Source organism: Brevundimonas huaxiensis, from assembly GCF_014218725.1.
GTDB lineage: Bacteria > Pseudomonadota > Alphaproteobacteria > Caulobacterales > Caulobacteraceae > Brevundimonas > Brevundimonas huaxiensis.
In genome coordinates, this window is sequence record NZ_JABBJE010000012.1 from 1 (window position 1) to 22,596 (window position 22,596).

General features: G+C 66.1%; 15 protein-coding genes and 1 riboswitch. Of the genes, 10 read left to right on the forward strand and 5 right to left on the reverse strand.

Annotated features, from left to right (window positions below; all coding sequences use genetic code 11):
* Positions 1–476 precede the first annotated feature (476 nt).
* Genes HF680_RS15110 through HF680_RS15120 form a run of 3 tightly spaced genes read left to right on the forward strand, consistent with a single transcriptional unit; the run spans position 477 to position 4,196 of the window.
* Positions 477–1,466 (forward strand): SDR family oxidoreductase, encoded by a 990-nt coding sequence (locus tag HF680_RS15110; RefSeq protein ID WP_185225633.1) that lies wholly within the window; start codon positions 477–479, stop codon positions 1,464–1,466.
* Positions 1,463–3,310: a glycoside hydrolase family 15 protein gene (locus tag HF680_RS15115; RefSeq protein ID WP_185225634.1), complete on the forward strand. Its 1,848-nt coding sequence runs from the start codon at positions 1,463–1,465 to the stop codon at positions 3,308–3,310. Before HF680_RS15110 ends, HF680_RS15115 begins: the two co-directional genes overlap by 4 nt.
* Complete coding sequence (locus tag HF680_RS15120) at positions 3,303–4,196, forward strand: SDR family oxidoreductase (RefSeq protein WP_045811967.1); 894 nt, start codon at positions 3,303–3,305, stop codon at positions 4,194–4,196. The genes HF680_RS15115 and HF680_RS15120 overlap by 8 nt, the downstream gene beginning before the upstream one ends.
* Before the next feature lie 59 nt (positions 4,197–4,255).
* Here the strand turns inward: HF680_RS15120 and HF680_RS15125 are convergent, their stop codons facing one another.
* The 5 genes from HF680_RS15125 to HF680_RS15145 all read right to left on the reverse strand — a co-directional run bounded on the left by HF680_RS15125 (position 4,256) and on the right by HF680_RS15145 (position 11,809).
* Positions 4,256–5,059, reverse strand: coding sequence for an SDR family NAD(P)-dependent oxidoreductase (locus HF680_RS15125; RefSeq protein WP_066624466.1), 804 nt, complete (start codon positions 5,057–5,059; stop codon positions 4,256–4,258).
* Positions 5,059–6,603 carry a GMC family oxidoreductase gene (locus tag HF680_RS15130; RefSeq protein WP_205196325.1) on the reverse strand — a complete coding sequence of 515 codons (1,545 nt, stop codon included), beginning with the start codon at positions 6,601–6,603 and terminating at the stop codon, positions 5,059–5,061. The genes HF680_RS15125 and HF680_RS15130 overlap by 1 nt, the downstream gene beginning before the upstream one ends.
* Positions 6,600–7,958, reverse strand: coding sequence for an alpha/beta hydrolase (locus tag HF680_RS15135; RefSeq protein WP_185225635.1), 1,359 nt, complete (start codon positions 7,956–7,958; stop codon positions 6,600–6,602). The genes HF680_RS15130 and HF680_RS15135 overlap by 4 nt, the downstream gene beginning before the upstream one ends.
* Positions 7,959–8,092: 134 nt before the next feature.
* Positions 8,093–11,398: a DEAD/DEAH box helicase gene (locus HF680_RS15140; RefSeq protein WP_185225636.1), complete on the reverse strand. Its 3,306-nt coding sequence runs from the start codon at positions 11,396–11,398 to the stop codon at positions 8,093–8,095.
* Between the two features lie 186 nt (positions 11,399–11,584).
* Positions 11,585–11,809, reverse strand: coding sequence for a hypothetical protein (locus HF680_RS15145; protein ID WP_231576708.1), 225 nt, complete (start codon positions 11,807–11,809; stop codon positions 11,585–11,587).
* Between the two features lie 504 nt (positions 11,810–12,313).
* Positions 12,314–12,521: riboswitch (cobalamin riboswitch) on the forward strand.
* A 108-nt stretch (positions 12,522–12,629) separates the two neighbouring features.
* Between HF680_RS15145 and HF680_RS15150 the strand changes: the two genes are divergently transcribed.
* The 7 genes from HF680_RS15150 (at position 12,630) to HF680_RS15840 (ending at position 22,190) form a co-directional block, all read left to right on the forward strand.
* A complete protein-coding gene (locus tag HF680_RS15150) occupies positions 12,630–13,616 on the forward strand; it encodes a DUF1852 domain-containing protein (RefSeq protein WP_185225638.1) in 987 nt (328 codons plus the stop codon).
* 28 nt (positions 13,617–13,644) lie between these two features.
* Positions 13,645–14,718, forward strand: coding sequence for a methionine synthase (locus HF680_RS15155; RefSeq protein ID WP_185225639.1), 1,074 nt, complete (start codon positions 13,645–13,647; stop codon positions 14,716–14,718).
* Positions 14,703–15,494, forward strand: coding sequence for an acyl-CoA thioesterase (locus HF680_RS15160; protein WP_317134087.1), 792 nt, complete (start codon positions 14,703–14,705; stop codon positions 15,492–15,494). The genes HF680_RS15155 and HF680_RS15160 overlap by 16 nt, the downstream gene beginning before the upstream one ends.
* A gap of 298 nt (positions 15,495–15,792) precedes the next feature.
* Positions 15,793–19,404 carry a hydantoinase B/oxoprolinase family protein gene (locus HF680_RS15165; RefSeq protein WP_185225640.1) on the forward strand — a complete coding sequence of 1,204 codons (3,612 nt, stop codon included), beginning with the start codon at positions 15,793–15,795 and terminating at the stop codon, positions 19,402–19,404.
* A 43-nt stretch (positions 19,405–19,447) separates the two neighbouring features.
* Positions 19,448–20,182 carry a DUF969 domain-containing protein gene (locus tag HF680_RS15170; RefSeq protein WP_185225641.1) on the forward strand — a complete coding sequence of 245 codons (735 nt, stop codon included), beginning with the start codon at positions 19,448–19,450 and terminating at the stop codon, positions 20,180–20,182.
* Complete coding sequence (locus HF680_RS15835) at positions 20,179–21,144, forward strand: DUF979 domain-containing protein (RefSeq protein ID WP_205196326.1); 966 nt, start codon at positions 20,179–20,181, stop codon at positions 21,142–21,144. Before HF680_RS15170 ends, HF680_RS15835 begins: the two co-directional genes overlap by 4 nt.
* Positions 21,145–21,146: 2 nt before the next feature.
* Positions 21,147–22,190, forward strand: a complete 1,044-nt coding sequence (locus tag HF680_RS15840) for a DUF2891 domain-containing protein (protein ID WP_205196327.1) — start codon at positions 21,147–21,149, stop codon at positions 22,188–22,190.
* The last annotated feature ends 406 nt before the right edge of the window (positions 22,191–22,596 follow it).

The window sequence follows — 22,596 nt, forward strand, 5'->3', positions numbered from 1 at the left end:
ACCGAGACTGGAATTGGAGCGAACACGTCGTTGAGCGGCCGCATAGGTCAGAGCGACTGTAGCGTCGCCCTGGGCCGCCTCTTGGGGCGCGGCCTAAACTTGGGAGACCGCCGCAAGGGCGTTCGGCGCTGATCCGGCCAAAATGCCCAAAGCAACCGCACCGATCCAAGCTGCACGCATCGTTTCACCCCGCCTTCAGCAGAGAGAAACTATCCGAAGCTTAGCCGCTCGGTCCAGCAGCACCGCACCGCTCGACGGCGAATGACATTGCACTGTGTTTGCCGCCCTCCCGCATGCTCGTGCCCGTCCATCTCTATGGGCGAAGAATTGCGCCAGCATCAAAATGCTGACGAGCGACTTAAGCGCCGGTCGCCGGAAAGACGGCAACCTTCCTCCGGACGTGTCGTTGTCAGAGCCTCCTCCCCTTCGGCCGCAACCGCGATCGTCATTCCACATTCGAAATCAGAAGGATCGCCATGCCGGTCATCGTCGTCACAGGCGCCAGCGCCGGCATCGGTCTTGCCATCGCCGACCGGTTCGCCCGGGCCGGATGGCAGGTCGTGGTGATCGCCAGACAGGCTGAACGGCTTTTCAACGCCGTTGACCAGTTGAAACGGTCGGGTGATCGCGTGATCGGCATGGCGGGCGATGTGTCCGATCCGGAGTTCGTCGAGCAGGTTGGCCGCGATGTCGTGAACGCTTTCGGCGGCATCGATGTCTGGGTCAACAACGCCATGTCCACGGTCATCGGCCGCGATGAGGATCTGACCGACGCCGACTACCGCCGCGTCGTCGAGACGACCTATCTGTCTCAGGTCTACGGAACGCGCGCGGCGCTTCGGGTAATGCGGCCGGTGGACAAAGGGGCGGTGATCCAAATTTCCTCGGGACTGGCGCTGCGCCCCGCCCCGCTGCAGGCGGCCTATTGCGGCGCCAAGGCGGCCGTCGACGGGTTCACCGAGGCCATTCGGGCCGAACTGATCGCCGCAGCCTCCAGCGTCACCTTGACCACCGTCTATCTGCCGGCCGTCAACACGCCCCAGCCTTTGTGGTCACGCAACCGGACCGACCGGGCGCAGGTCATTCCAGATCCCCTATTCGATCCCCGCTTATGTGCAGACGCCGTCTGGTCGGCCGTGCAGCGGCCCAGCCGCAAGATCTTCGTGGGTCGCACGACATGGCTGATGGCGCTGGCGCAACAGTTCTTGCCGGCGCTGGCGGATCGGCAGGCCGCCAGGATGATCACAGCGCAGCAGGGCGAACTGCAAATGCCGCGTCTCGGCAATCTCGATCAACCCGAAGACGGTCCGGCGGCGATCGACGGTCCGGACACCGAACGGGTCGTCAGACCGTGGATCGGTTTCGTGTCCAGCCGCCAGATCGCGGCGATCAAGGTCGCGGCGGTCGGTGTCCTAGCCGGCCTTGCGGTGACGGCGGGCTTTGCGATCGGATCGTCCAAACGATGATAGAGACGGCCTTCACGCCCCATCCGGCGCGCTCGTCACAGACGCTCCGTCCCGACGGTTACGTCGCCCTCGAAGACTACGGCGTTCTGGGCGAAGGCCGGACGGTGGCGCTTTCAGCGCTGGATGGCGGCATCGACTGGTGGTGCGTGCCGGCGATCGATGCGCCGCCGCTTTTCGACCGCCTGCTGGATCCGGAGGGCGGCCGGTTTTCGATCACGCCGACCGAGGCCTTCACGGCGACCCGCCGCTATCGCCCCGACAGCAATGTGCTGGAGACCGAGTTCACCACCGCCACTGGCCGTGCGCGCCTGACCGAAAGCCTGAACAGCGGCACGGCCGGCCGCCTGCCCTGGTGCGAGCTGGCCCGCCGTATCGATGGCCTCGAGGGCGAAGTGACCTTCGCCCTGGACATGCGTTTGGGGCGTCGGGGCGATACGGCCAATCCGTATCATTCCAAAATCGGCGAACACACGGTCTTCCATGTCGAGCGGGTCCTCGGCCTGTTCGTCCACGATCCGCGCATCTCCTGCGAATGGTCCGACGAGGGCATTGTCGGAACCATCGTTGTCGGCGCAGGCGAGCGTCGCACAGTGGCCATCGTCGCCGGGCGGGATGAGCCGCTCGTCGTGCCGTCCATCGAAGAGATCGACGCCCGCATCGACCTGTCGGATCAGGAATGGCGGGACTGGGCGGCGCGTCTGAACTGTCCCGGCCTGTATCGCGACGACTTCATTCGCAGCGCCCTGGCGTTGAAGTTGCTGCTCTACTCTCCGTCGGGCGCCATCGCCGAAGCGGCCACAACGTCCCTGCCCGAGCGTCTGGGCGGCGACAAGAACTGGGACTATCGCTACGCCTGGCTGCGCGACGCCGGCTATACGATCGAAGCCTTCCTGGCGGCCGGCGCCCAGGCCGAGGCCAAGGCCGCCTTCAGTTGGCTGCTGATGCAGCTGAAGCGCCATGGCGCCAAGGTCTGCTACAGCCTAGACGGCGCACTCGTGCCGCCGGAAACACACTGGGACATGCCGGGCTATAAAGGCTCGCGTCCTGTGGTCACCGGAAACCGTGCCGCCGACCAGGCGCAGCACGGCGTGTTCGGCGACATTTTCGAGACCGCCTCGCGCTTCGTCGGCTGCGGCAACATTCTCGACAGCGCCAGCGCCCAGCAGTTGTCGGAACTGGCGGACCAGTGCGCCGACGCCTGGCGACAACCGGACGCGGGCATGTGGGAGCTGGAGGATCAGCAGCACTACACCATGTCCAAGATCAGCTGCTGGCAGGCCCTGGCCCGTGCGGTCGAACTGGCGGACGCCGGACAACTGCCGACGACATGCCGGGATCGCTGGCGGCGCGAGCGCGACCGGATTTTCGACTGGGTCGAGACGCATTGCTGGTCCGACAGCCTTCAGGCCTTCGTCATGTATCCGGGCAGCGACAAGCTGGACGCCGCCCTGGCCCTTGCCGTGCGCTTCCGTTTCGACGGCGAAGATCGGTTGCGCGCAACCCTTGAGGCGCTGGATCGCCATCTCGGCGCCGGCGTCTTCCATTATCGCTACACCGGCATGCAGGCCGAGGAAGGGTGCTTCATCGCCTGTTCCTTCTGGATCGCCGAAGCCTGGGCGACGCTCGGCGAACCGGACAAGGCGCGCGCCCGCATCGACGGTCTGCGCGAAGCCCTCAGCGGCCGCTGGGGCATGCTGACCGAGATGATCGACCCGGACACCGGGGCCTACCTCGGCAACATGCCGCAGGGGCTCAGCCACCTCGCGCATCTGACGGCCCTGACCGCCGTCGGCAAGGCGCAGACCCCTTTCCCCCAGCCCGAAACGGAGACGTTCCATGACTGATCGCCTGACCCTTCAGGATCCGCGCGAGCAATATCCAAAGCCGCCCTTCCCACGCCAACCGCAGCCGGTGCCCGGCGAAGCGCGCGAGATGGACCCCAAGCCCGATCATGGCGAGGACAGCTATCAGGGTTCCGGCAAGCTGAAAGGACGCAAGGCCCTGATCACCGGCGCGGACAGCGGCATCGGCCGCGCGGCCGCCATCGCCTATGCCCGGGAAGGCGCCGATGTGGCCCTCTCCTATCTGCCGTCCGAGCGCAAGGACGCCGCCGAAGTCATCGCCCTGATCGAGGCTGAAGGCCGCAAGGCTATCGACCTGCCCGGCGACATCACCGATGAAGACTGGTGCCGACAAATGGTTGAACAGGCCGTGTCGGAGCTGGGCGGACTGGACATTCTGGTCATCAACGCCGGCCGCCAACAGTATCGTGAGGACATCTCGCAGGTGACGTCGGAAGACTTCGACAAGACCTTGAAGACCAACCTCTACGCCATGCACTGGATCGCCCAGGCGGCCGTCCCGCATCTGCCGGCGGGCGCCTCGGTCATCACCACCGCCTCGATCCAGGCCTATGAGCCTTCGGCCATCCTGCTGGACTACGCCACCACCAAGGCCGGGATCGTCGCCTACACCAAGGCCCTGTCCAAGCAGCTGATCGAAAAGGGCGTACGCGCCAATGTCGTGGCGCCCGGTCCCTTCTGGACGCCCCTGCAGTCGTCCGGCGGACAGCCGCAGGACGCCGTGATGAAGTTCGGCGAACAGGTGCCGCTGGGTCGTCCGGGCCAGCCTGTCGAGATCGCCCCGGTCTATGTTCTGCTGGCCTCGCAGGAAGGCAGCTACATCACCGGCGAAGTCTTCGGCGTCACCGGCGGCATGGGCGTCGCCTGACAAGACAAAACCGGCGGCGGGATCGTCCCGCCGCCGGTCTCTCTTTCTCGGCCCTACGACTAGCCGGCGATGGTGGCGACCGAGCCGGAATCCACTCGGATGCCTGCGCCGTTGATGAAGCTGGCGCGCTCCGAACACAGGAAGGCGACGGCTGCGGCCACCTCCTCCGGCTTGCCCCTGCGATCCAGGGTCATGCCGGGGCGTTCTTCCTTCAGGAAGCTCTTGATCGCCTCCTCGAAGGTTTCGCCGCGTTCCTCGGCGCGCTTCTTCATCATGGCGTCGGTCATCGGGGTGGCGATGAAGGCGGGCGAGACCGTGTTCACCAGCACATTGTCGCAGCCGTAGGCTTTGGACAGACCCTTCGCCAGGCTGAGAATGCCGGCCTTCGAGGCGCAATAGGCCAGTTCGTCGACATAGGGCTGGACCGCATCCTCCGACGCGAACAGGACGATACGGCCCCAGCCCGAACGCCGCATGGCCGGAATGGCCTGGCGGCACATCCGCACCGCGCCCATCAGATTGATGTCCAGCGTCTCCAGCCAACCGGCGTCATCGACATCCAGGAAGTCGCCGGTCGCGCCGGTCACCCCCGCTGCGTTCACATAGATGTCCGGATCGCCCATGCGGTCTCGGACCTCCGCCCACAGGCGTTCGACATCGTCGGCCTTGGTCACGTCGCCGGTCACGCCGATGCATTCGCCTAAGGCGGAGAGCTCCTGCACGGCTTCATCCAGCGTGCCGTCCGGCTTGTCGGTCAAGGCGACCCGTACGCCGGCTTCCAGCAGCAGCCGCGCCGTCTCCTTGCCCATGCCGGAATCGGCGCCGGAAATGAGGGCGATCCGCCCCTTGATCCCGAGGTCCATCACAAATCTCCTGTTCGTTGACGTTCGAGGAAGCGATCGGCTGTGCGCAGGGCGACGGCCATGAGGGTCAAGGCCGGATTGGCCGAAAGCGCACTGGGGAAGACGGAGTTGTCGCAGACGTAGAGATTGTCGATCTCGACGCTGCACCCGTCGGCGTCGACCACCGCCCCGTCCGACTTGTCTCCCATCCGGCAGCCGCCGATGGTGTGCGCCGAACGGGCCACCGCGAAGATGTCCTCGGCGCCGGCGGCGGTCCAAATGTCCGTCATGACGCGCCGGGCGTGGGCGTCCAGACGCCGCTCGTTTTCGCCATAGCTGAAGTCGATCCGCGCCTTGCGCAGCCCGACAGCGTCGACCTCATCGGACAGGGTCAGGCGGTTGTCGTCGTTCGGCAGGCACTCTCCATTGATGCCGATCCCGGCAAGCCGGCGATAGTTCCGCAGCGTATCGACCAGCGGCGCGCCCCACAGGCCCGCGCCGCGCGCGAACCCGCCCGCCAGGGTGACCGGCATGACGCCAAGGCTTTGGATCAGATAGCCGCCGACGAAGTTCGCGTCCGACGGACGCACCATTTCTTCGCTGATCAGCGAAGACGGGTAGCCGCGGTTCATCGACATGTCGGCGTCGAACCGGCCCCAGACCTGGGTCGCCACATGGGTCATGAAGTTGCGGCCGACCTCGCCGCCGGCATTGCCCAATCCCCAGTTCAGCAGCAGGCGCGGCGTCTCGACGCCGCCCGCGCAAAGGAACAGCGCCCGACAGTTCAGCCTATGATCCTGCCCGTCGCGACGGTAGATCACGCACTTGATCCGTCCACCGGCGTCACGCTCGACGCCGATCGCCCGCGCGTTGGCGATGATCTTGGCGCCATTGGCTGCGGCCATCGGCAGAAAGCTGTTGTCCGCGCCGCCCTTGGCGCCGGTCCGGCATCCCTGGTGGCAGGCGCCGCAGTTGACGCAGGCCATGCGGTAGGGCGTCGCCCCCGCCTCGCGATCGCGGGACAGCACGGCCGCCGGCGCATCCGTGACGGTCAGCCCGACGGCCTTTGCGCCACGGGCCATGGCGTCCGCCGGGGCGTTGCGTTGGACAGGCGGATAGGCGAACCGCCGCCCGCCCCACGGATAGTCGGCCGGGCCTGAGACCCCGATAACCGTCTCTACGGTCTCAACATAGGATTTCAGTTCGTCCCAGCCGAACGGCCAGTCCCGCCCGCGACCCGTCTCCGAAGCCAACGTCAGATCACGGGGATCGGGTCGCGGGCAGAAGGCGCCCCAGTGCAGCAGCGAGCCGCCGACGCCCTGGCCGGAGTTGTTGGCCCCAAAGGCAGTCGGGTCGCGCCCTCCGCTGAGGCGCTCCTCCATCCAATAAAGGTCTGCCGTCGTTTCGTCGGGCGTATGCTCCGCCGGATCGAAAGCCCGCCCCGCCTCCAGCACCGTGACCGACAGCCCGGCCTTCGCCAGCCTGGCCGCGATCGGAGCCCCGCCGGCGCCGCTGCCGATGATGACGACATCGGTTTCACCGGCCATCCTTGCGGGCGCGCTCAAGCCACGCCCTCCATCGGCAGACGCCAGGGTTCGGTGCGGTTTGCCGCTGTCTGGTCGTAGCCTTGGAATTGTCCTTCGCCACCCGTGGCGAAACCGTCGTAACCAATCTGGGCCCAGGTGGCCGGCAGCGACATCCACAGGCGCGCGACCTCGGAGACGACGTCCTGGAACCACAGCCTCATGGCGTGCGCCGAAAGCCCGCTTGGCTCGGCCCAATCGCCCTGTGAAATGGCACTTAGGATGTCGTCCTGGCGCTCAGGTGTCAGAGTAGCGAACTCCGGCGCCATGGCGGCGATCTCGTCCAGCCCGCGTCGCCAGGCCTCGGCGTCCGAAGGAAGAACGGCGAACCGCCACCCGTCGCTCTGTCCGCTGGCGAGCCCCACATCCAGACGCCGCATCAGATCATCCGGATCGCCGGCATCAGGCAGAATGCGCGCGATCATCGCCGACAGCACGGCGCGGTGGGTCGGGTTCAGGACGCCGCCGTCAGCTGGCGCCGGACCGAAGTGACGGTTCAGCATTGCGCGGCGGGTGCGATCCGACACGCGATCGGACCCGATTAGACCGACGAAGCGTGGAGGCAGCGCAAAAGGACCGACCTTCTCGATGAATTCTAGAACCAGGCCGGCGAGACGGTCCGGCTGTTCTTGAGGGATCAGGTGCGCCGCATCCGGCACGACCACCACATCAGATGTGCGGTAGTGGGGGGCGTTGAACCGCCTCTGCGCCGCCTCGCCCAGATCGCCGTCCTCCGCGCCGGCGATGATCAGGGCGGGGAAAGGCAGGAGGCCGGCCCGATCGGACCAGTCCTCGCGCGATCCTTTGGCCAGCCATCCGCGCCAAGCTTCGGGGCTGGATCGGGTGAAATCGGCCAGCGCCTGATCGAAAGCGGCTTGCGGCAGACCAACGGCTGTATTGGCGTCGATGAACTGGCGCCCCCGATCGTCGATCCTTGTCGGATCATCGAACCAGGTCAGCATATCCGCACGCCTGCTCTCGTCCATCGGCTCCGGCGAGGGTGGCGATCCGGCGACCAGCACCACGCCCAGCAACCCACTCAGACCCGCCGCCCCGTCACGCGCCCGTGCGGCGATCAAGGTCGCAAACTTGCCGCCCATGCTGTGGCCGACAAGGATCCAGCGCACGAGAGCGAGATCGGTCAGGCGACGGCTCAGGTCCTCGAGCACGGCTTGGACATCGCCATAGCCTTCCCCCGCCCTGTCTCCGAACCCTGGAAGATCGATCGCGACCGCCTGCACCTCATCGGGAAGCCGGTCGATCACCGCGTCCCAATCGTGGCGGCTTGAGCCCAAGGAATGAAGGAAGACGACAGTGAGGCGGGTGTTTGTGGGCATGCATGGGCTTTTTCAAAAGCGAAGGCGCGAAACCCCGTCCTTGTCGGTCGGCGGTCGTCGATCAGCGCGCCACCGGCGGAATTGCTCCCAACAAAACAGACCCCGGACGCCGAAACCGGCTCGACCCCCTGCCCTCAAGCCGCCGCCAATTCGGTCAAAAGCTTCTCGATGAAGACTGCGTCGTGCGGTTGATCGTTGGCGGCGTCGATGATCATGCGGTCCTCCGACCAGCGTCGATCGTGGCTCAACGGGAAGGCGGCTTCCATGCCGGCCCGACGCGCCACCGCGATTCGCAACGCCGTCGCCTTCGGTCCCGACACGATTTCCGTGACGCCGGCATCACGGGCGAGCGCCGCCAGGCGACGGCCGGTGAACAGGTCCTCTGCCGGGTCGGGTAAAGGACCGAACCGATCTTCGGCTTCGTCTCGCAGGGCATCGACATCTTCCGCCGTCGCAGCGCGCGCCAACCGGGCGTACAGATTGATGCGCACGGTTTCGTCGGGGATGTAGTCCGCCGGCAGATGTCCCGTCGCGCCGACGTTCAGGCTGGGAGAGGCCTGGTCTGGATCGGGATCGCCTTTTGCAGCCGCGAGCGCCCGAGCCAGGACGGCCTGATACAGGGCCGAGCCGATCAGCCTGACATGTCCGGCCTGTTCCTCGCCCACCAGATCGCCGCCGCCGCGCAGGTCCAGATCGCGCCCGCTGATCGCGAAGCCCGCCCCCAGTCGGTCCAGAGCCTCCAGCGTCTGCAAGCGCGCTTCCGTGGCCGCCGCCATCGGCGTTTCAGGATCGGAAAGCAGATAGGTGAACCCCTGTCGCCGCCCCCGGCCGACACGCCCGCGCAGCTGATGCAATTGCGCCAGGCCAAACCGGTCCGGCCGCCAGATCAACATCGTATTGGCGCGCGGCACGTCCAGGCCCGTCTCGATGATGTTCGTCGCCAGAAGCACGTCCCCCTCGCCGTCGGAGAAACGGCTCATAACCTCATCGATCGCGGACGGGGACATGTCGCCGTGCGCCGAGACCACCGACAGCTCGGGCGTCAGCGTCTTCAAGCGTTCCGCCAAGGGTTCCATATCCTCGATCCGCGGCACGACCACGAAACTCTGGCCGCCCCGCGCCTTCTCGCGCATCAGCGACAGGCGAACCGCGCCGGCGTCGAACGGGGTCATGAAGGTTCGGATGGGCCGACGTCGCGCAGGCGGACTGGCGATCAGGCTGACGTCCTGAATGCCGACCATGGCGCTTTGCAGAGTCCTTGGGATCGGGGTGGCCGACATCGACAAGAGATGCGGCGCCTTCTCCGCCAAGGCAGATTTCATCTGGGTGCCGAAGCGGTGCTCCTCATCGATGATGACAAGCCCAAGGTCGGAAAACGCCAACCCCTCCGACGCCAGGGCCTGCGTACCCACAACAAGGCGCATGGAGCCGTCCGCCAGCCCTGCCTTGACCGCCCGCGCCTCCGCGCCGTCGGCGGCGCGCGACAGGTGGCCGATTTTAATATCCGTGTCCCTGAACCGTCTCTTGAAGACCTCGAAATGCTGACGCGCCAGGACGGTGGTCGGGGCGACGACGATGACCTGTTTGCCGACAAGGGCCACGGCCGCCGCGGCGCGCAGGGCGACCTCGGTCTTGCCGAAACCGACATCGCCGCAGACGAGCCGGTTCATGGGCTTGCCGGATTCCAAGTCCGACAGGACCGCCTCGATGGCGCGCGCCTGATCGGCCGTTTCTGGGAAGGCGAAACCGGCGGCGAAACGGGCCAGCGCCTGACGCGGCGCCGTGATCGGCTCGGTCCTCAGCGCTGCACGCGCTTCGGCCCGGGCGGACAGGGCGGCTGCGGCCTCGTCAATCTGCGCGCTGACCTTGGCGCGACGCTTGAGCCAGCCTTGGGTGTTCAGCCGATCCAGCGACACGGCGTCCGGCTCCGAGCCATAGCGCCAGATTTTGCCAAACTCCTCGATCGGAGCGAGAATGGTCCCTCCGCCATGATACTCGATGCGCAGAACGTCGCGCTCGACACCATCGGCTTCGACCCGCTCCAACGCCTTCAGGACGCCCAGACCGTGGTCTTCATGGATGACCACATCGTCCAACCGCAGTTCTGTCTCTCCGAACGCATTGTTCGCGTCGCCGGATGCACGCGCGATCCGGCCGCCGAAGATGTCCGAAGGCGTCAGGACGACAAGACCGGTCGCCGATTGCCGGAAACCTGTGTCCAGATCGGCGGTTACGACCGCGATCTGCCCGGGCTGCAGTGGCGCGATCGCGCTCCAGCTCTCGAGCGTCACGGGCGTATCGATATCGTGGCGACGCAGCAGGCGTAGAATGATCCTGTGCTCATGAGGCAATCCGGTCAGCACAATGCGATCGCCCGCCTCGCGCCGCTCGGCAATGAACTGTTTCAGGGCCCGTCCCGGCGACTTCGTCAATGCGAACGCCGGCGTCGGCGCCCAACCTTCGACGCTCAGGGGTTTGGCGCCTTTCAACGCCAGCCGAAGGTCTTCTTCCGTCAAATAGAGGCTGTCGGGTTTCGCAGGACGCGCGCCCTCGCTGAAGCGCAGGCGCGTGTCATAGGCTTCGGCCACATGCGCGCGAATGCGTTCGAACCGATCATCCACGCCCACGTCGGTCAGGATCATCGGCTTGTCGAGGAAATCAAACAGGGTCGTGGAGGTCTCAGCATCGATCGATGGCCCCCTGTCCTGATGATCGGCCTCATCATCCTCGAGCGACCGGTCGCTCCACTCAGCCGCCGGGGTCAGACAGATCGTCTCGATCTCGGCGCCCCGGCGCTGCGACACGGGATCGAAGGCGTGGATCTCGATGATCCGGTCCGCCTCGTCCAGGGCGATGCGATAAGGCGTGGCGGACGCGGGCGGGAAGACATCGACCACCGCGCCGAGCAGAGCGTACTCGCCAGGTTCATCGACCCGCTCATCCGCCGCATAGCCCGTATCGGTCAGAAACGACTCCAGGACTTCGCGATCCAGCGCCTCGCCCGCCGCGAGCGACAAGCGGGCCTTGATCCGTTCGCGCGACGGCGTCCGCTGCACGATCGCATCGGGCGAAGCGACCAGGAACACAGGCCTTGCGCCGGCTTCGTTCAGGGCGGCCAGGACCGCCATCCGCCGCCCCATGCTTTCCCGCGAAGGCGCGGCGCGGTCGTAAGGCAGGCAGTCCCAGGGCGGCAGAACCAGCACCTCGGCGTCCTTCACCATCGGCGAGAGCGCCGCCGCAATCTCATCGGCGCGGCGTTCGCTGGTGGCTATAAACACCACGGCCTGCGAGCGCCTTGTCTTCATCTCGGCAAGTCCAGCCGCCACGGCCGCCGCCGGCATTTTCCAACGCTTGCCGTCGTCCTGCTCGGGCGCTGGCCCTCCAACGAGGACCTGTAGGCCCGTGGCGGAAAGATCGGTGTCGGCAGGTGACGATTTCATCCTGGCTCAACCCCGAGGCCGTCCGAGGGTTGCGCCCGCTTTCGTACCCCAACTTGTCATTTCAGCTGCTAGCGCGACGGACCGCCTCAGAACGGATTTGCGGGATCCTTCCGGGCGGCGGCTATTTCTGCCATGGCCGTATCGAACGCATGGCCTAAGCCGCAACGAAACGATGGAATGCTGTCATCATTCGCGCGTCTCGGACAAACTGGCGAACCAATCCGCGTAGGGGGTGTTGCGCACCATGCGCCGATTGAGATCCGGTGAGCCGTCGCTCCACCAAACCGGCCCCCGCTCGCCCAGCCCCATCTTGGCCTTGTCCACGCTCCGCCGCGATGCGGCCAGAGCATCTGGATCCTCAGCCGCCAGGGCCGTCCGCACCGCCCGGCGCGCCGACATCAGATCATGCACCAGTTCGTCCCTCGCCGCAGTCGACAACGCTGGATTGGCGCATCGCCAAAGCCGGCCTCGCACCACGAAGTAACGGCCGTCTGGAGTCGTAGGGTATCGGAAGGGCTGCTTCATCGTCGGGACAACGCGCAGCGCGCCCGATGGGCGCCGCCCAGAGGGTCCAAGCCTCTAAGTGATTGAGCTAGCGCGATCTATGGACTCGACAGAACCTCTTCGAATTGAGGTGGCTCACCTCCAAAACCGTCGAGGATTTGTGATCGCTATTAGCGCACAAGCTAGCAACTCGTGCGCTCCACCCGTGCCTTCGCTTAGCCTTAGCATTGTCGGACGACAAACTTCCCGGCGGCGTCTGTGGCAGACCGGGATCCAAAGAGATGCTATTCAATCTTCGATGGGCTCGTGGAGCCATGACCCCGGAAAGCTGAACAGCAGGAGCGATGGTAGAAGCCGACAGAACCCATAAGGATATCCTTATGTGTTTCTTGACTTCGGCGTCTGGTGCGCGTCTCATGGATAGGTCGAGGTTCTGCGCGTCGCCTCCGGGCGATGCGGAGCTAAGAGGGAAGCCGGTGTGATGCCGGCGCTGCCCCCGCAACTGTGAGCGGCGAGCCGAAGGTCCATTTCGTGTCACTGGCGTCTTCGGACGTTGGGAAGGCCGGGCCGGAAGCCGTGACCCGTGAGCCAGGAGACCTGCCCCGACAGATAACGTCCTCCGGCGGGGTGTCCGGTCAGGCCGCATGAACGCCGCGACGGGACGACTGCGCGCGAGCGCTCGCGCGTCCCTGTCCGCTGTCTCGCCACAGCATCAACGGCAGAGACCATGGCGAGCAGCGACTTCACCTTCAGGATCAAGCGGACTGCGCTCGACGAAGACTATCGTCCCGCCGAGAAAACGCGGATCACGACTAATTTCGCCAACTTGGCGCGAGGCGAGAGCCGCCGGGACAATCTGCGCAACACCCTGCGGATGATCGACAACCGCTTCAACTCGCTGGCGCACCACGACAATCCGAGGGGCGATCGCTATGCGCTGGAGCTTCAGATCGTCTCGGTCGAGATGAGCCTTTGCTCGGAGCGCGACGACGCCTTTCCCCTGATCGAAATCCTTCAGACGACGATCATCGACAGGCAGACGCACCGGCGGATCGATGGGATCGTGGGCAACAACTTCTCCTCCTATGTCCGCGACTACGATTTCAGCGTGGTTCTGCCTGAACACCTGAAGGCGCATCCGAAGGGCGGCGTGCCGGACGATTTCGGCGATCTGCACGGCAAGCTGTTCCGGCACTTTCTGGCGTCGCGCGCCTACCGCGACAACTTCGCCAAGCCGCCGGTCATCTGCCTCAGCGTCTCCAGCAACAAGACCTATCACCGGACAGGCGCCGAACACCCCGTGCTGGGGCTCGAGTACGAGAACGACGAGTTCTCCCCAACCGACGACTACTTCGCGAAGATGGGGATGAAGGTCCGCTACTTCATGCCCCCGGCCAGCGTGGCGCCGTTCGCCTTGTATCACATCGGCGACCTGACCGGCGACTACACCGACCTCGAACTGGCCAGCACCATCGCCACGATGGAAACCTTCCAGAAGATCTATCGGCCCGAGATCTACAACGCCAACTCCCCGGCGACCGAGCAGTACCAGCCCAGTCTGAAGGCGCAGGACTATTCGCTGACCCGCATCGTCTACGACCGCGACGAGCGCAGCCGGCTGGCCGTCGAACAGGGCCGTTTCGTCGAGGAGCGGTTCATCAAACCGCACCGCGCCCGTCTCGACCAATGGTCGGCCGCCTTCGCCGCCGCCTGATCCGTCTCAGAATCGAGAGCCTCCCCTCATGAACACCCTCCTCCCAACCTCGACCGCCGGCAGCCTGCCCAAGCCCGTCTGGCTGGCCGAGCCAGAGACGCTGTGGTCGCCCTGGAAGCTGGAAAGAGATGAACTGATCGAGGCCAAGCAGGACGCCCTTCGCCTGTCGCTCGACGATCAGCGCCGGGCCGGCATCGACATCGTCAGCGACGGCGAACAGACCCGCCAGCATTTCGTCACGACCTTCATCGAACACCTCGACGGCGTCGATTTCGAGAACCGCAAGACCATGCGAATCCGCAATCGCTATGACGCCAGCGTGCCGGTCGTCGTGGGCGCCGTCAGCCGGCCGAAATCGGTCTTCCTCGATGACGCCAGGTTCCTGCGCGCCCAGACCGACCAGCCCATCAAATGGGCCTTGCCCGGGCCGATGACGATGATCGACACCCTGTATGACGACCATTACGGCAGCCGCGAAAAACTGGCCTGGGAGTTCGCCAAGATACTGCACGAAGAGGCGCGCGAGCTGGAGGCCGCCGGCGTCGATATCGTCCAGTTTGACGAGCCCGCCTTCAACGTCTTCTTCGACGAGGTGAACGACTGGGGCGTGGCAACACTGGAGAAGGCGGCAGAGGGCCTGAAGTGCGAGACGGCGGTCCACATCTGTTACGGCTACGGCATCAAGGCCAACACGGACTGGAAGAAGACCCTCGGCTCGGAATGGCGGCAGTACGAAGAGGCCTTTCCCAAACTACAGACATCCAGCATCGACATCATTTCGCTCGAGGCCCAGAACTCGCGCGTGCCGATGGATTTGATCGAACTGATCCGGGGCAAGAAGGTGATGGTCGGCGCCATCGACGTCGCGACCGATACGATCGAAACGCCCGAACAGGTCGCCGACACCCTGCGCAAGGCGCTTCAGTTCGTGGACGCCGACAAACTCTATCCGGCCACCAACTGCGGCATGGCGCCCCTGTCGCGCCGTGTCGCCAACGGCAAGCTGCGCGCCCTGAGCGCCGGGGCCGACATCGTCCGCGAGGAATTGTCCCGCGACCTCTATTACGGCGCGGAAAGAGCCAAGTCGTGCGGGTTCGCCTGATCGACATGGTGTTCCCTGGCAACGCCAATCACCACGGCACCCTGTTCGGCGGGGTTGGTCTGGCCCACCTCGACAAGGTCGCCTTTCTGGCCGCAAGCCGTCATGCGCGACGGGCCGTCGTCACGGCCGGATGCGAGCGCATCGATTTCGCGGCCCCGGCCCGGATCGGCGAGATGGTCGAGGCGGTTGGCCGCGTCGTTCGGATCGGGCGTTCGTCGCTGGGCGTCGAGGTCGAGCTGCACGCCGAAAGTTTGCTGACCGGCGAGCGCCGCCTGTGCACGCGCGGAGCTTTCAACATGGTCGCCCTGAGGCCGGCCGGCGATGACCATCCCTTGGTGCCCCTCGATGAGGCAGGCGATGTGGACGATGGCTGGCTGAGGACCGCAGAGATGGTCTTTCCCGGCACGACCAACCACTACGGCACCCTGTTCGGCGGCGACGCGCTCAAGCTCATGGGCAAGGCCGCCTTCGTCACGGCGACCCGCCATGCGCGCGAAGTCATGGTCATGGCCGCGACCAACCGCATCGACTTCAAGGCCCCGATCGACGGCGGCGACATGGTCGAACTGGTCTCGCGCGTGAAGATGGTCGGGCGCAGCTCCCTCTCGGTCGAGGTTCAGCTCTGGGCCGAACGCCTCCTGACAGGAGAACGGCGACGCTCGACCACGGCCGAGTTCGTCATGGTCGCCGTCGATGACGCGGCTAAGCCGAAGGCAATCCAAGCCAGACGGAGTTTAGATGGAAGCTTGGGTGCGATAGATGGTGCTCTTGGGTAGGCAAGAAGCGACCCCGGCTTAGGGCCAAGTAATCGACATCGAGACGATCTTGGGGATCCAGACGAACGTAGCGCGGGCTGCGATAGCCTCGTGAAACGACCGTCCTGACCGTTCCAGCATCCGTTTTTCCAAATGCGACACCCCATGTTCGGCGGCATCTGATCACGCTCTGACCTCCGACGGCCATAACGGCGCACACGATGATGTGAGGACAGGGGCAAGCATCAGGATCCGCGCAAGTCCCACGCGCCATGGGCTGGGCTAGTTTAGCTGACAGCACCGACTTAAAGTTCGGACCATGATAAAATCGAACGCGCTCTGGCAGTTCTGGATCGACCGGGGCGGCACCTTCACCGATGTCGTGGCCCGCGCCCCCGACGGCACGCTGCAGACGCGCAAGCTTCTGTCGGTCAATCCGAAACACTATGCCGATGCGGCCGTAGAGGGCATCCGGCGGAGTCTCGGCGTGCAGAGCGGCCCGTTGCCGCCCGGTCTGGTCGGGGACGTACGGATGGGCACGACGGTGGCGACCAATGCGCTGCTGGAGCGCAAGGGCGAACCGACGCTCTTGGCCATCACCTCCGGCTTCGGCGACGCCCTTCAGATCGGGTGGCAGGCGCGCCCCGAGCTGTTCGTGCGCGAGATCGTGCTGAACGACCAACTGTATGACCGTGTGGTCGAGATCGACGAACGTGTGACGGCGGACGGCCAGATCGACCGGCCGCTGGATGAAGACAGGGCGCGCGCCGACCTGACGGCGGCCCATGCGGCGGGATTGCGCGCCGTCGCCATCGTCCTGGTCCACGGCTGGCGGTTCACCGATCACGAACGAAGGCTGGCGGCGATCGCGCGCGAGGTCGGGTTCGAGCAGGTGTCGGTCAGTCATGAGATCGGGGCGCTGATCAAGCTGATCGGGCGAGGCGACACCACCGTAGCCGACGCCTATCTGTCGCCGATCCTGCGCGCCTATGTGGAGCGGGTCGGGTCCGACCTCGGGCCGGACACGCCGCTTCAGTTCATGCAGTCGTCGGGCGGGCTGACGGCCGCCGACGCCTTCCGGGGCAAGGACGCCATCCTGTCGGGACCGGCGGGCGGCGTGGTCGCCATGGCCGAGACGGCCAGGGCGGCAGGCTTTGATCGGGCCATCGGCTTCGACATGGGCGGCACCTCGACCGATGTGTCCCACTTCGCCGGCGAGTACGAACGCACGTCCGACGCCGTGGTCGCCGGGGTCAGGCTGCGGGCGCCGATGCTGAGCATCCACACCGTCGCGGCGGGCGGCGGTTCGATCTGCCGGTTCGAGGGCGGACGGCTGAGGGTCGGGCCGGAATCGGCCGGCGCGGTTCCGGGACCGGCCGCCTATCGGCGCGGCGGACCGCTGATGGTGACGGACTGCAACGTCATGCTGGGCAAGCTGAGCCCTGACTTCTTCCCCGCCGTCTTCGGCCTTGACGCGGACCAACCGCTGGACGTCGGTGCGGTTCGGACCCGGTTCGAGGCCTTGGCCGCCGAAGTCTCGACGGCGACCGGACGCCAGACGACGCCCGGCGAACTGGCCGAGGGTTTCGTGACCATCGCCGTCCAGAACATGGCCGAGGCGATCCGCAAGATCTCGATCCAGCGCGGCTATGACGTGACCCGCTATGTGCTGAACTGTTTCGGCGGCGCAGGCGGGCAACACGCCTGTCTGGTCGCCCACGCCTTGGGCATGACCAAGGTGCTGCTGCATCCGTTTGCGGGGGTGCTGTCGGCCTATGGCATGGGCCTGGCCGAGGTGCGCGCCATCCGACAGGCGACCGAGGCCGCGCCGCTGGACGCCGGACGCGACGCCGCCCTGGCCGACCGGATCGCCCAACTGTCGACTGCCGCACGCGCCGATCTCGAAGCCCAGGGCTTCACAGCCGACGTCTCCACCCTCGCCCGCGCCGAGATCAAGTTCGCTGGTTCCGACACGCCCCTGGTCGTGCCTTTCGGTCCTGCCGATGCGATGGCCCAGGCCTTCGAGGACCTGCACCGCCGCCGCTTCGGCTTCTTCGCCGAGGACAAGGCCCTGGTCGTCGAGACGCTCGAGGTCGAGGCCGTCGGCCATTCGGGCCAGACGCCATCAGCCCCTTCTATCTCGTTCGCCACCGGCGCGCTTGAGACCGTCGCCGAACTGACCGTTCGCATGGCCGGTCAGGACCGCCAGACCCCCGTCTATCGCCGCGACGCCCTGACGCCCGGCGTCGATGTGGACGGACCGGCCATCTTGCTGGAGGACACCGGCACCACCGTGGTCGAGCCGGGCTGGCGGGCGACCGTGGACGCCCAGGCCAATCTGCTGCTGGAGCGGGTCGTTGCCCTGCCCGCCCGCGTCGCCATCGGCACGGATGTCGATCCGATCATGCTGCAGGTGTTCAACAGCCGCTTCATGGCCTGCGCGGAACAGATGGGCGAGGCCCTTCGCGCCACCGCCTATTCGGTGAACATCAAGGAGCGTCTGGACTTCTCCTGCGCCGTCTTCGACGCGACCGGCGCCCTGATCGCCAACGCCCCGCACATCCCGGTCCACCTGGGATCGATGGGCGAGAGCATCCGCACCGTGATCGCGTCTCGCGGCGGGCGGATGAACCGGGGCGACGTCTATATGCTGAACGCGCCCTACAACGGCGGCACCCATTTGCCCGACATCACCGTCATCATGCCGGTGTTCCTTGAGGCCGACGATGCGCCGGCCTTCTTCGTCGCGGCGCGCGGGCACCATGCTGACGTGGGCGGCACGACGCCGGGCTCCATGCCCGCCTCGTCGCGCACGGTGGACGACGAAGGCGTGCTGATCGACGACTTCCTGCTGGTGGATGCCGGGCGATTGCGTGACGCCGAGACCCGCGCCCTGTTCGCCTCGGGCCGTCATCCGTCGCGCAACGTCGATCAGAACATGGCCGACCTGAAGGCCCAGATCGCCTCCTGCACGCGCGGCGCCGACGAGCTGATCCGCATGACGCAGGAGTTCGGTCGTCCCGTCGTCGCCGCCTACATGCGCCATATCCAGGACAATGCCGAAGAGGCCGTCCGCCGCGCCGTCGCCGCCCTGAAACCCGGTGCCTTCGCCTATGAGATGGACGACGGGGCCGTCATCCGGGTCCGCATCGATGTCGATCCGATTCAGCGCAGCGCCGTCGTCGACTTCAACGGAACCAGCGAACAGCGACCGACCAACTTCAACGCCCCCCTGTCGATCACGCGAGCGGCGACCCTCTATGTCTTCCGCACCCTGGTCGACGACGCCATTCCCCTGAACGAAGGCTGTCTGAAGCCGATCAAGCTGATCGTGCCGGAGGGGTCGATGCTGAACCCTCGCTATCCCGCCGCCGTCGTCGCCGGCAACGTCGAGACCAGCCAGGCGGTGGTGGACACGCTGTACGGCGCCTTGGGCGTCCTGGCCGCCAGCCAGGGGACGATGAACAACTTCACCTTCGGCGACGACGCCCGCCAGTATTACGAGACCATCGCCGGCGGCTCGGGCGCTGGGCCGGGCTTCGACGGGACCAGCGCGGTCCAGACCCACATGACCAACAGCCGCCTGACGGATCCCGAGGTCCTGGAAACCCGCTTCCCCGTCCTGCTGGAAGAATTCTCGATCCGTCGAGGCTCAGGCGGCGCGGGGCGCTGGACGGGCGGCGACGGCGCCGCGCGACGGGTGCGGTTCCTGGAGCCCATGACCGCCGCCATCCTGTCCAATCGTCGCCGCGTTTCGCCTTTCGGCTCCGACGGCGGCCAACCGGGCGCGATGGGCGTGAACCGGATCGAACGGGCGGACGGAACGATTGATCCCCTCGGCTCGACGGCCGAGGCGGCGATGACGCCCGGCGACGTCTTCGTCATCGAAACGCCCGGCGGCGGCGGCTTCGGCGCAAAAGACGCTTCCTGAGCCGGGCGAACCGCGCGACCATGCCATCAAAGGGGTGCGAACCATGCTGGTGCTTATCGGGATCGCGGTCGTGGTCGTGGGCTTCGTCGCCCGCATCAATCCGCTGGTGGTCATTCTGGTCGCGGCGATCACGACCGGAGTGCTGGCGGCGGTCGGGCCGGGCGTGGATGCGCCCGCCCTTGTGGCGGCGGCCGTCGCTACGATCAGCCGGTTCGGCGAGGCCTTCAACGACAACCGCTATTTCCACATCACCTGGCTGGTTCTGCCGGTCATCGGCCTGCTGGAGCACGCCGGCCTTCAGGAGCGGGCGCGAGATCTTGTGACACAGGTCAAGGCGGCCACGGCCGGCCGGCTGATGCTCATCTATCTGATCGTGCGCCAGGCGACCTCAGCCTTGGGCCTGACCTCGCTGGGCGGCCATCCCCAGATGGTGCGCCCCCTGATCGCGCCGATGGCCGAGGGCGCGGCCGAGACCGAACATGGCCCACTGACCAACAGGGCCAGGTTTCGCATCCGCAGCATGGCGGCCGGCACCGACAACATCGGCCTTTTCTTCGGCGAGGACATCTTCATCGCCATCGGCTCCATCGTCCTGATCGTCGGCTTCTTGGAACAGGCCGGAGTGCGGGTCGAGGCCCTGCACGTCTCCCTGTGGGCCATCCCCACCGCCATCGTCGCCTTGCTGGTCCACGGCTCACGCCTGCTGATGTTCGACCGTCAGGTCCGGAAGGACATAATCGTGCCTGATGTCCTCGAGGGTGAGGCGGCCGGGCAATGATCACGCTGGAACACGCCTATGTCGCGACAGGCCTGATGTTCGCGGCCTTCTCGATCCTCAGCCTGCGCGACCCGTTGAACCCGACCCGGTTCCGCAGCGCCCTGTTCTGGGGCCTGATCGCCGTCTCCCTGCTGTTCGGCTCATGGCTGGGCGGCTTCGGCAACGGCCTTCTGGTCATCGCCCTGGTCGTCATCGGCGCAATGGGCAGGCTGGGCTTCGGCAAGCCCGTCACCACGACCGGCGAGCAACGTCAGGCCAGCGCCTCGCGCTGGAAGAACGCCCTGTTCGTGCCGGCGCTGATGGTGCCCCTGGTCGCGGTCGGCGGGACTCTTTTGGCCAAATACACGCCGGCCGGGGCCTGGCTGATCTCGCCGGTGCAGACGACCCTGGTCTCTCTGGGCCTGGGCTGCGTCGTGGCGCTGGTCGTGGCCATGATCTGGTTCCGACCGCCGGTCATGGCCCCGGTGCAGGAGGGGCGTCGACTGATGGATTCCATCGGCTGGGCGGCGCTGCTGCCACAGATGCTGGCCTCGCTGGGCGCCGTCTTACTCGCCGCCGACGTGGGTCAGGTGGTCGGCGATCTGGTGGCCCAGGTCATCCCCATGACCTCGGCCTTCCTCGCCGTCTTCGCCTATTGCGCCGGCATGGCCCTGTTCACCATCATCATGGGCAACGCCTTCGCCGCCTTCCCGGTGATGACCGCCGCCATCGGCCTGCCCATCGTGGTGCATCAGTTCGGCGGAGATCCCGCCATCGTCTGCGCCATCGGCATGCTGGCCGGTTTCTGCGGAACCCTGATGACGCCGATGGCCGCCAACTTCAACGTCGTGCCGGCCAACCTGCTCGAACTGCCCGACCGCAATGCGCCTCTGAACGGCGTCATCCGGGCCCAACTGCCGACAGCGGCCATCATGCTCGCGGCCAATATCCTGCTGATGTACGTTCTCGCCTTCCGGTTCTGATCATGTCCGCTTACGCTACTCCGGCGCTCGACGCCGCCCTCGCTTCGCGCTTCGCCTCCACGGCCCTCGGCCATGTGACGCGCGAATATCCCAACATCATCCAGCATGTGCTCGCCGAGCCGCAGGATGCGCGGACGCCTCGCGAGCTGCATCCGATCTTCTTCGGCAGCTTCGACTGGCATTCCTGCGTGCACGGCTGGTGGACCCTGTTCACCCTGTATCGGCTCCATCCCGAGATGCCGGAGGCCGAGGCCATCCGCGCCAAGGCCGACAGCCTGTTCACGCCCGCACACGTCGCCGGCGAGGCCGCCTATCTAGCGCGACCGGAAGCGCGGGGGTTTGAGCGTCCCTACGGCTGGGCCTGGCTGCTGATGCTGAGCGCTGAACTGGCCCGCCACGGCACTGACGAAGGCCGCCGATGGTCTGAAACCCTGCAACCGCTGGCTCACGTTTTCGCCGAACGGTTCAAGGCCTTCCTGCCGCTGGCTGACTATCCGGTGCGGGTCGGGACGCACCCAAATACCGCTTTCGCCCTGCGTCTCACTCTGGACTACGCGGACGCCCACGACGTCGATCTGGCCTCTCTCTGTCGCAAGGTCGCCCTGCGCTGGCATGGCGACGATCGCGACTGCCAGGCCTGGGAACCGTCCCAGGATGAGTTCCTGTCCCCCGCCCTCATGGTGGCGGACTTAATGCGGCGCATCCTGCCGTCGGACGACTTCCAGAGCTGGTTCGGCGCCTTCCTGCCCGGTCTCGCTGCGCATGAGCCGGCGACCCTGCTGTCGCCCGCCCGCGTTAGTGACCGCAGTGACGGCAAAATCGCCCATCTGGACGGACTCAATCTCAGCCGGGCTTGGTGCTGGCGCGGCATCGCCTCTGCCCTTCCTGGCGACTCTCCGGTTCGCGCGATCGCCGCCGACGCGGCCGATCGCCATCTCGATGTCGCGCTTGAGCATGTCACCGGCGACTATATGGGCGAACACTGGCTGGCCAGCTTCGCCCTTCTCGCGCTCTTGCAGGAGAAAGTGTGGGCCGTCAGCCCGTGAACCAGAACCCGGACCCCATTCGTCCATCGCTGAACGCGAGAGTTTGCCGTTCCAACTCACCAATTTCCGAAATGCGCCGATACCGTTGAAAAAATCGGCAATTGCCACGGGCGGCGGGGGCTGTTCCACTCTGGTCATTGAGGCCGGGGTCAACGCGATGATGGCGAGCGGCGCGTCGATCAGGCGGCCGCCATTTCATGGTCGCTTCGGTTCCTTGAACAGGTCAGACTCGCGCATGGCCAAGCTCCATTGAGATCGCCTCCTTTGGCCGTGGCAAGTCTACGCTGTCTCTGTTCAGCGGCAAATGCAGCAACTGACGTGCCCCTGAGAATTTCCTCCACGCGGAGCTAGAGTCCGGCCCTTGAAAGGACGGACGGAATGAAACGAGCGAGATTCACGGAAGAGC

What these genes read in the sequence shown, in the direction of transcription:
- HF680_RS15135 (WP_185225635.1), bottom strand. Translation starts at nt 7,958, where the DNA reads ATGCCCACAAACACCCGCCTCACTGTCGTCTTCCTTCATTCCTTGGGC.
- HF680_RS15155 (WP_185225639.1), top strand. Translation starts at nt 13,645, where the DNA reads ATGAACACCCTCCTCCCAACCTCGACCGCCGGCAGCCTGCCCAAGCCC.
- HF680_RS15150 (WP_185225638.1), top strand. Translation starts at nt 12,630, where the DNA reads ATGGCGAGCAGCGACTTCACCTTCAGGATCAAGCGGACTGCGCTCGAC.
- HF680_RS15140 (WP_185225636.1), bottom strand. Translation starts at nt 11,398, where the DNA reads ATGAAATCGTCACCTGCCGACACCGATCTTTCCGCCACGGGCCTACAG.
- HF680_RS15835 (WP_205196326.1), top strand. Translation starts at nt 20,179, where the DNA reads ATGATCACGCTGGAACACGCCTATGTCGCGACAGGCCTGATGTTCGCG.
- HF680_RS15115 (WP_185225634.1), top strand. Translation starts at nt 1,463, where the DNA reads ATGATAGAGACGGCCTTCACGCCCCATCCGGCGCGCTCGTCACAGACG.
- HF680_RS15125 (WP_066624466.1), bottom strand. Translation starts at nt 5,059, where the DNA reads ATGGACCTCGGGATCAAGGGGCGGATCGCCCTCATTTCCGGCGCCGAT.
- HF680_RS15120 (WP_045811967.1), top strand. Translation starts at nt 3,303, where the DNA reads ATGACTGATCGCCTGACCCTTCAGGATCCGCGCGAGCAATATCCAAAG.
- HF680_RS15165 (WP_185225640.1), top strand. Translation starts at nt 15,793, where the DNA reads ATGATAAAATCGAACGCGCTCTGGCAGTTCTGGATCGACCGGGGCGGC.
- HF680_RS15840 (WP_205196327.1), top strand. Translation starts at nt 21,147, where the DNA reads ATGTCCGCTTACGCTACTCCGGCGCTCGACGCCGCCCTCGCTTCGCGC.
- HF680_RS15110 (WP_185225633.1), top strand. Translation starts at nt 477, where the DNA reads ATGCCGGTCATCGTCGTCACAGGCGCCAGCGCCGGCATCGGTCTTGCC.
- HF680_RS15170 (WP_185225641.1), top strand. Translation starts at nt 19,448, where the DNA reads ATGCTGGTGCTTATCGGGATCGCGGTCGTGGTCGTGGGCTTCGTCGCC.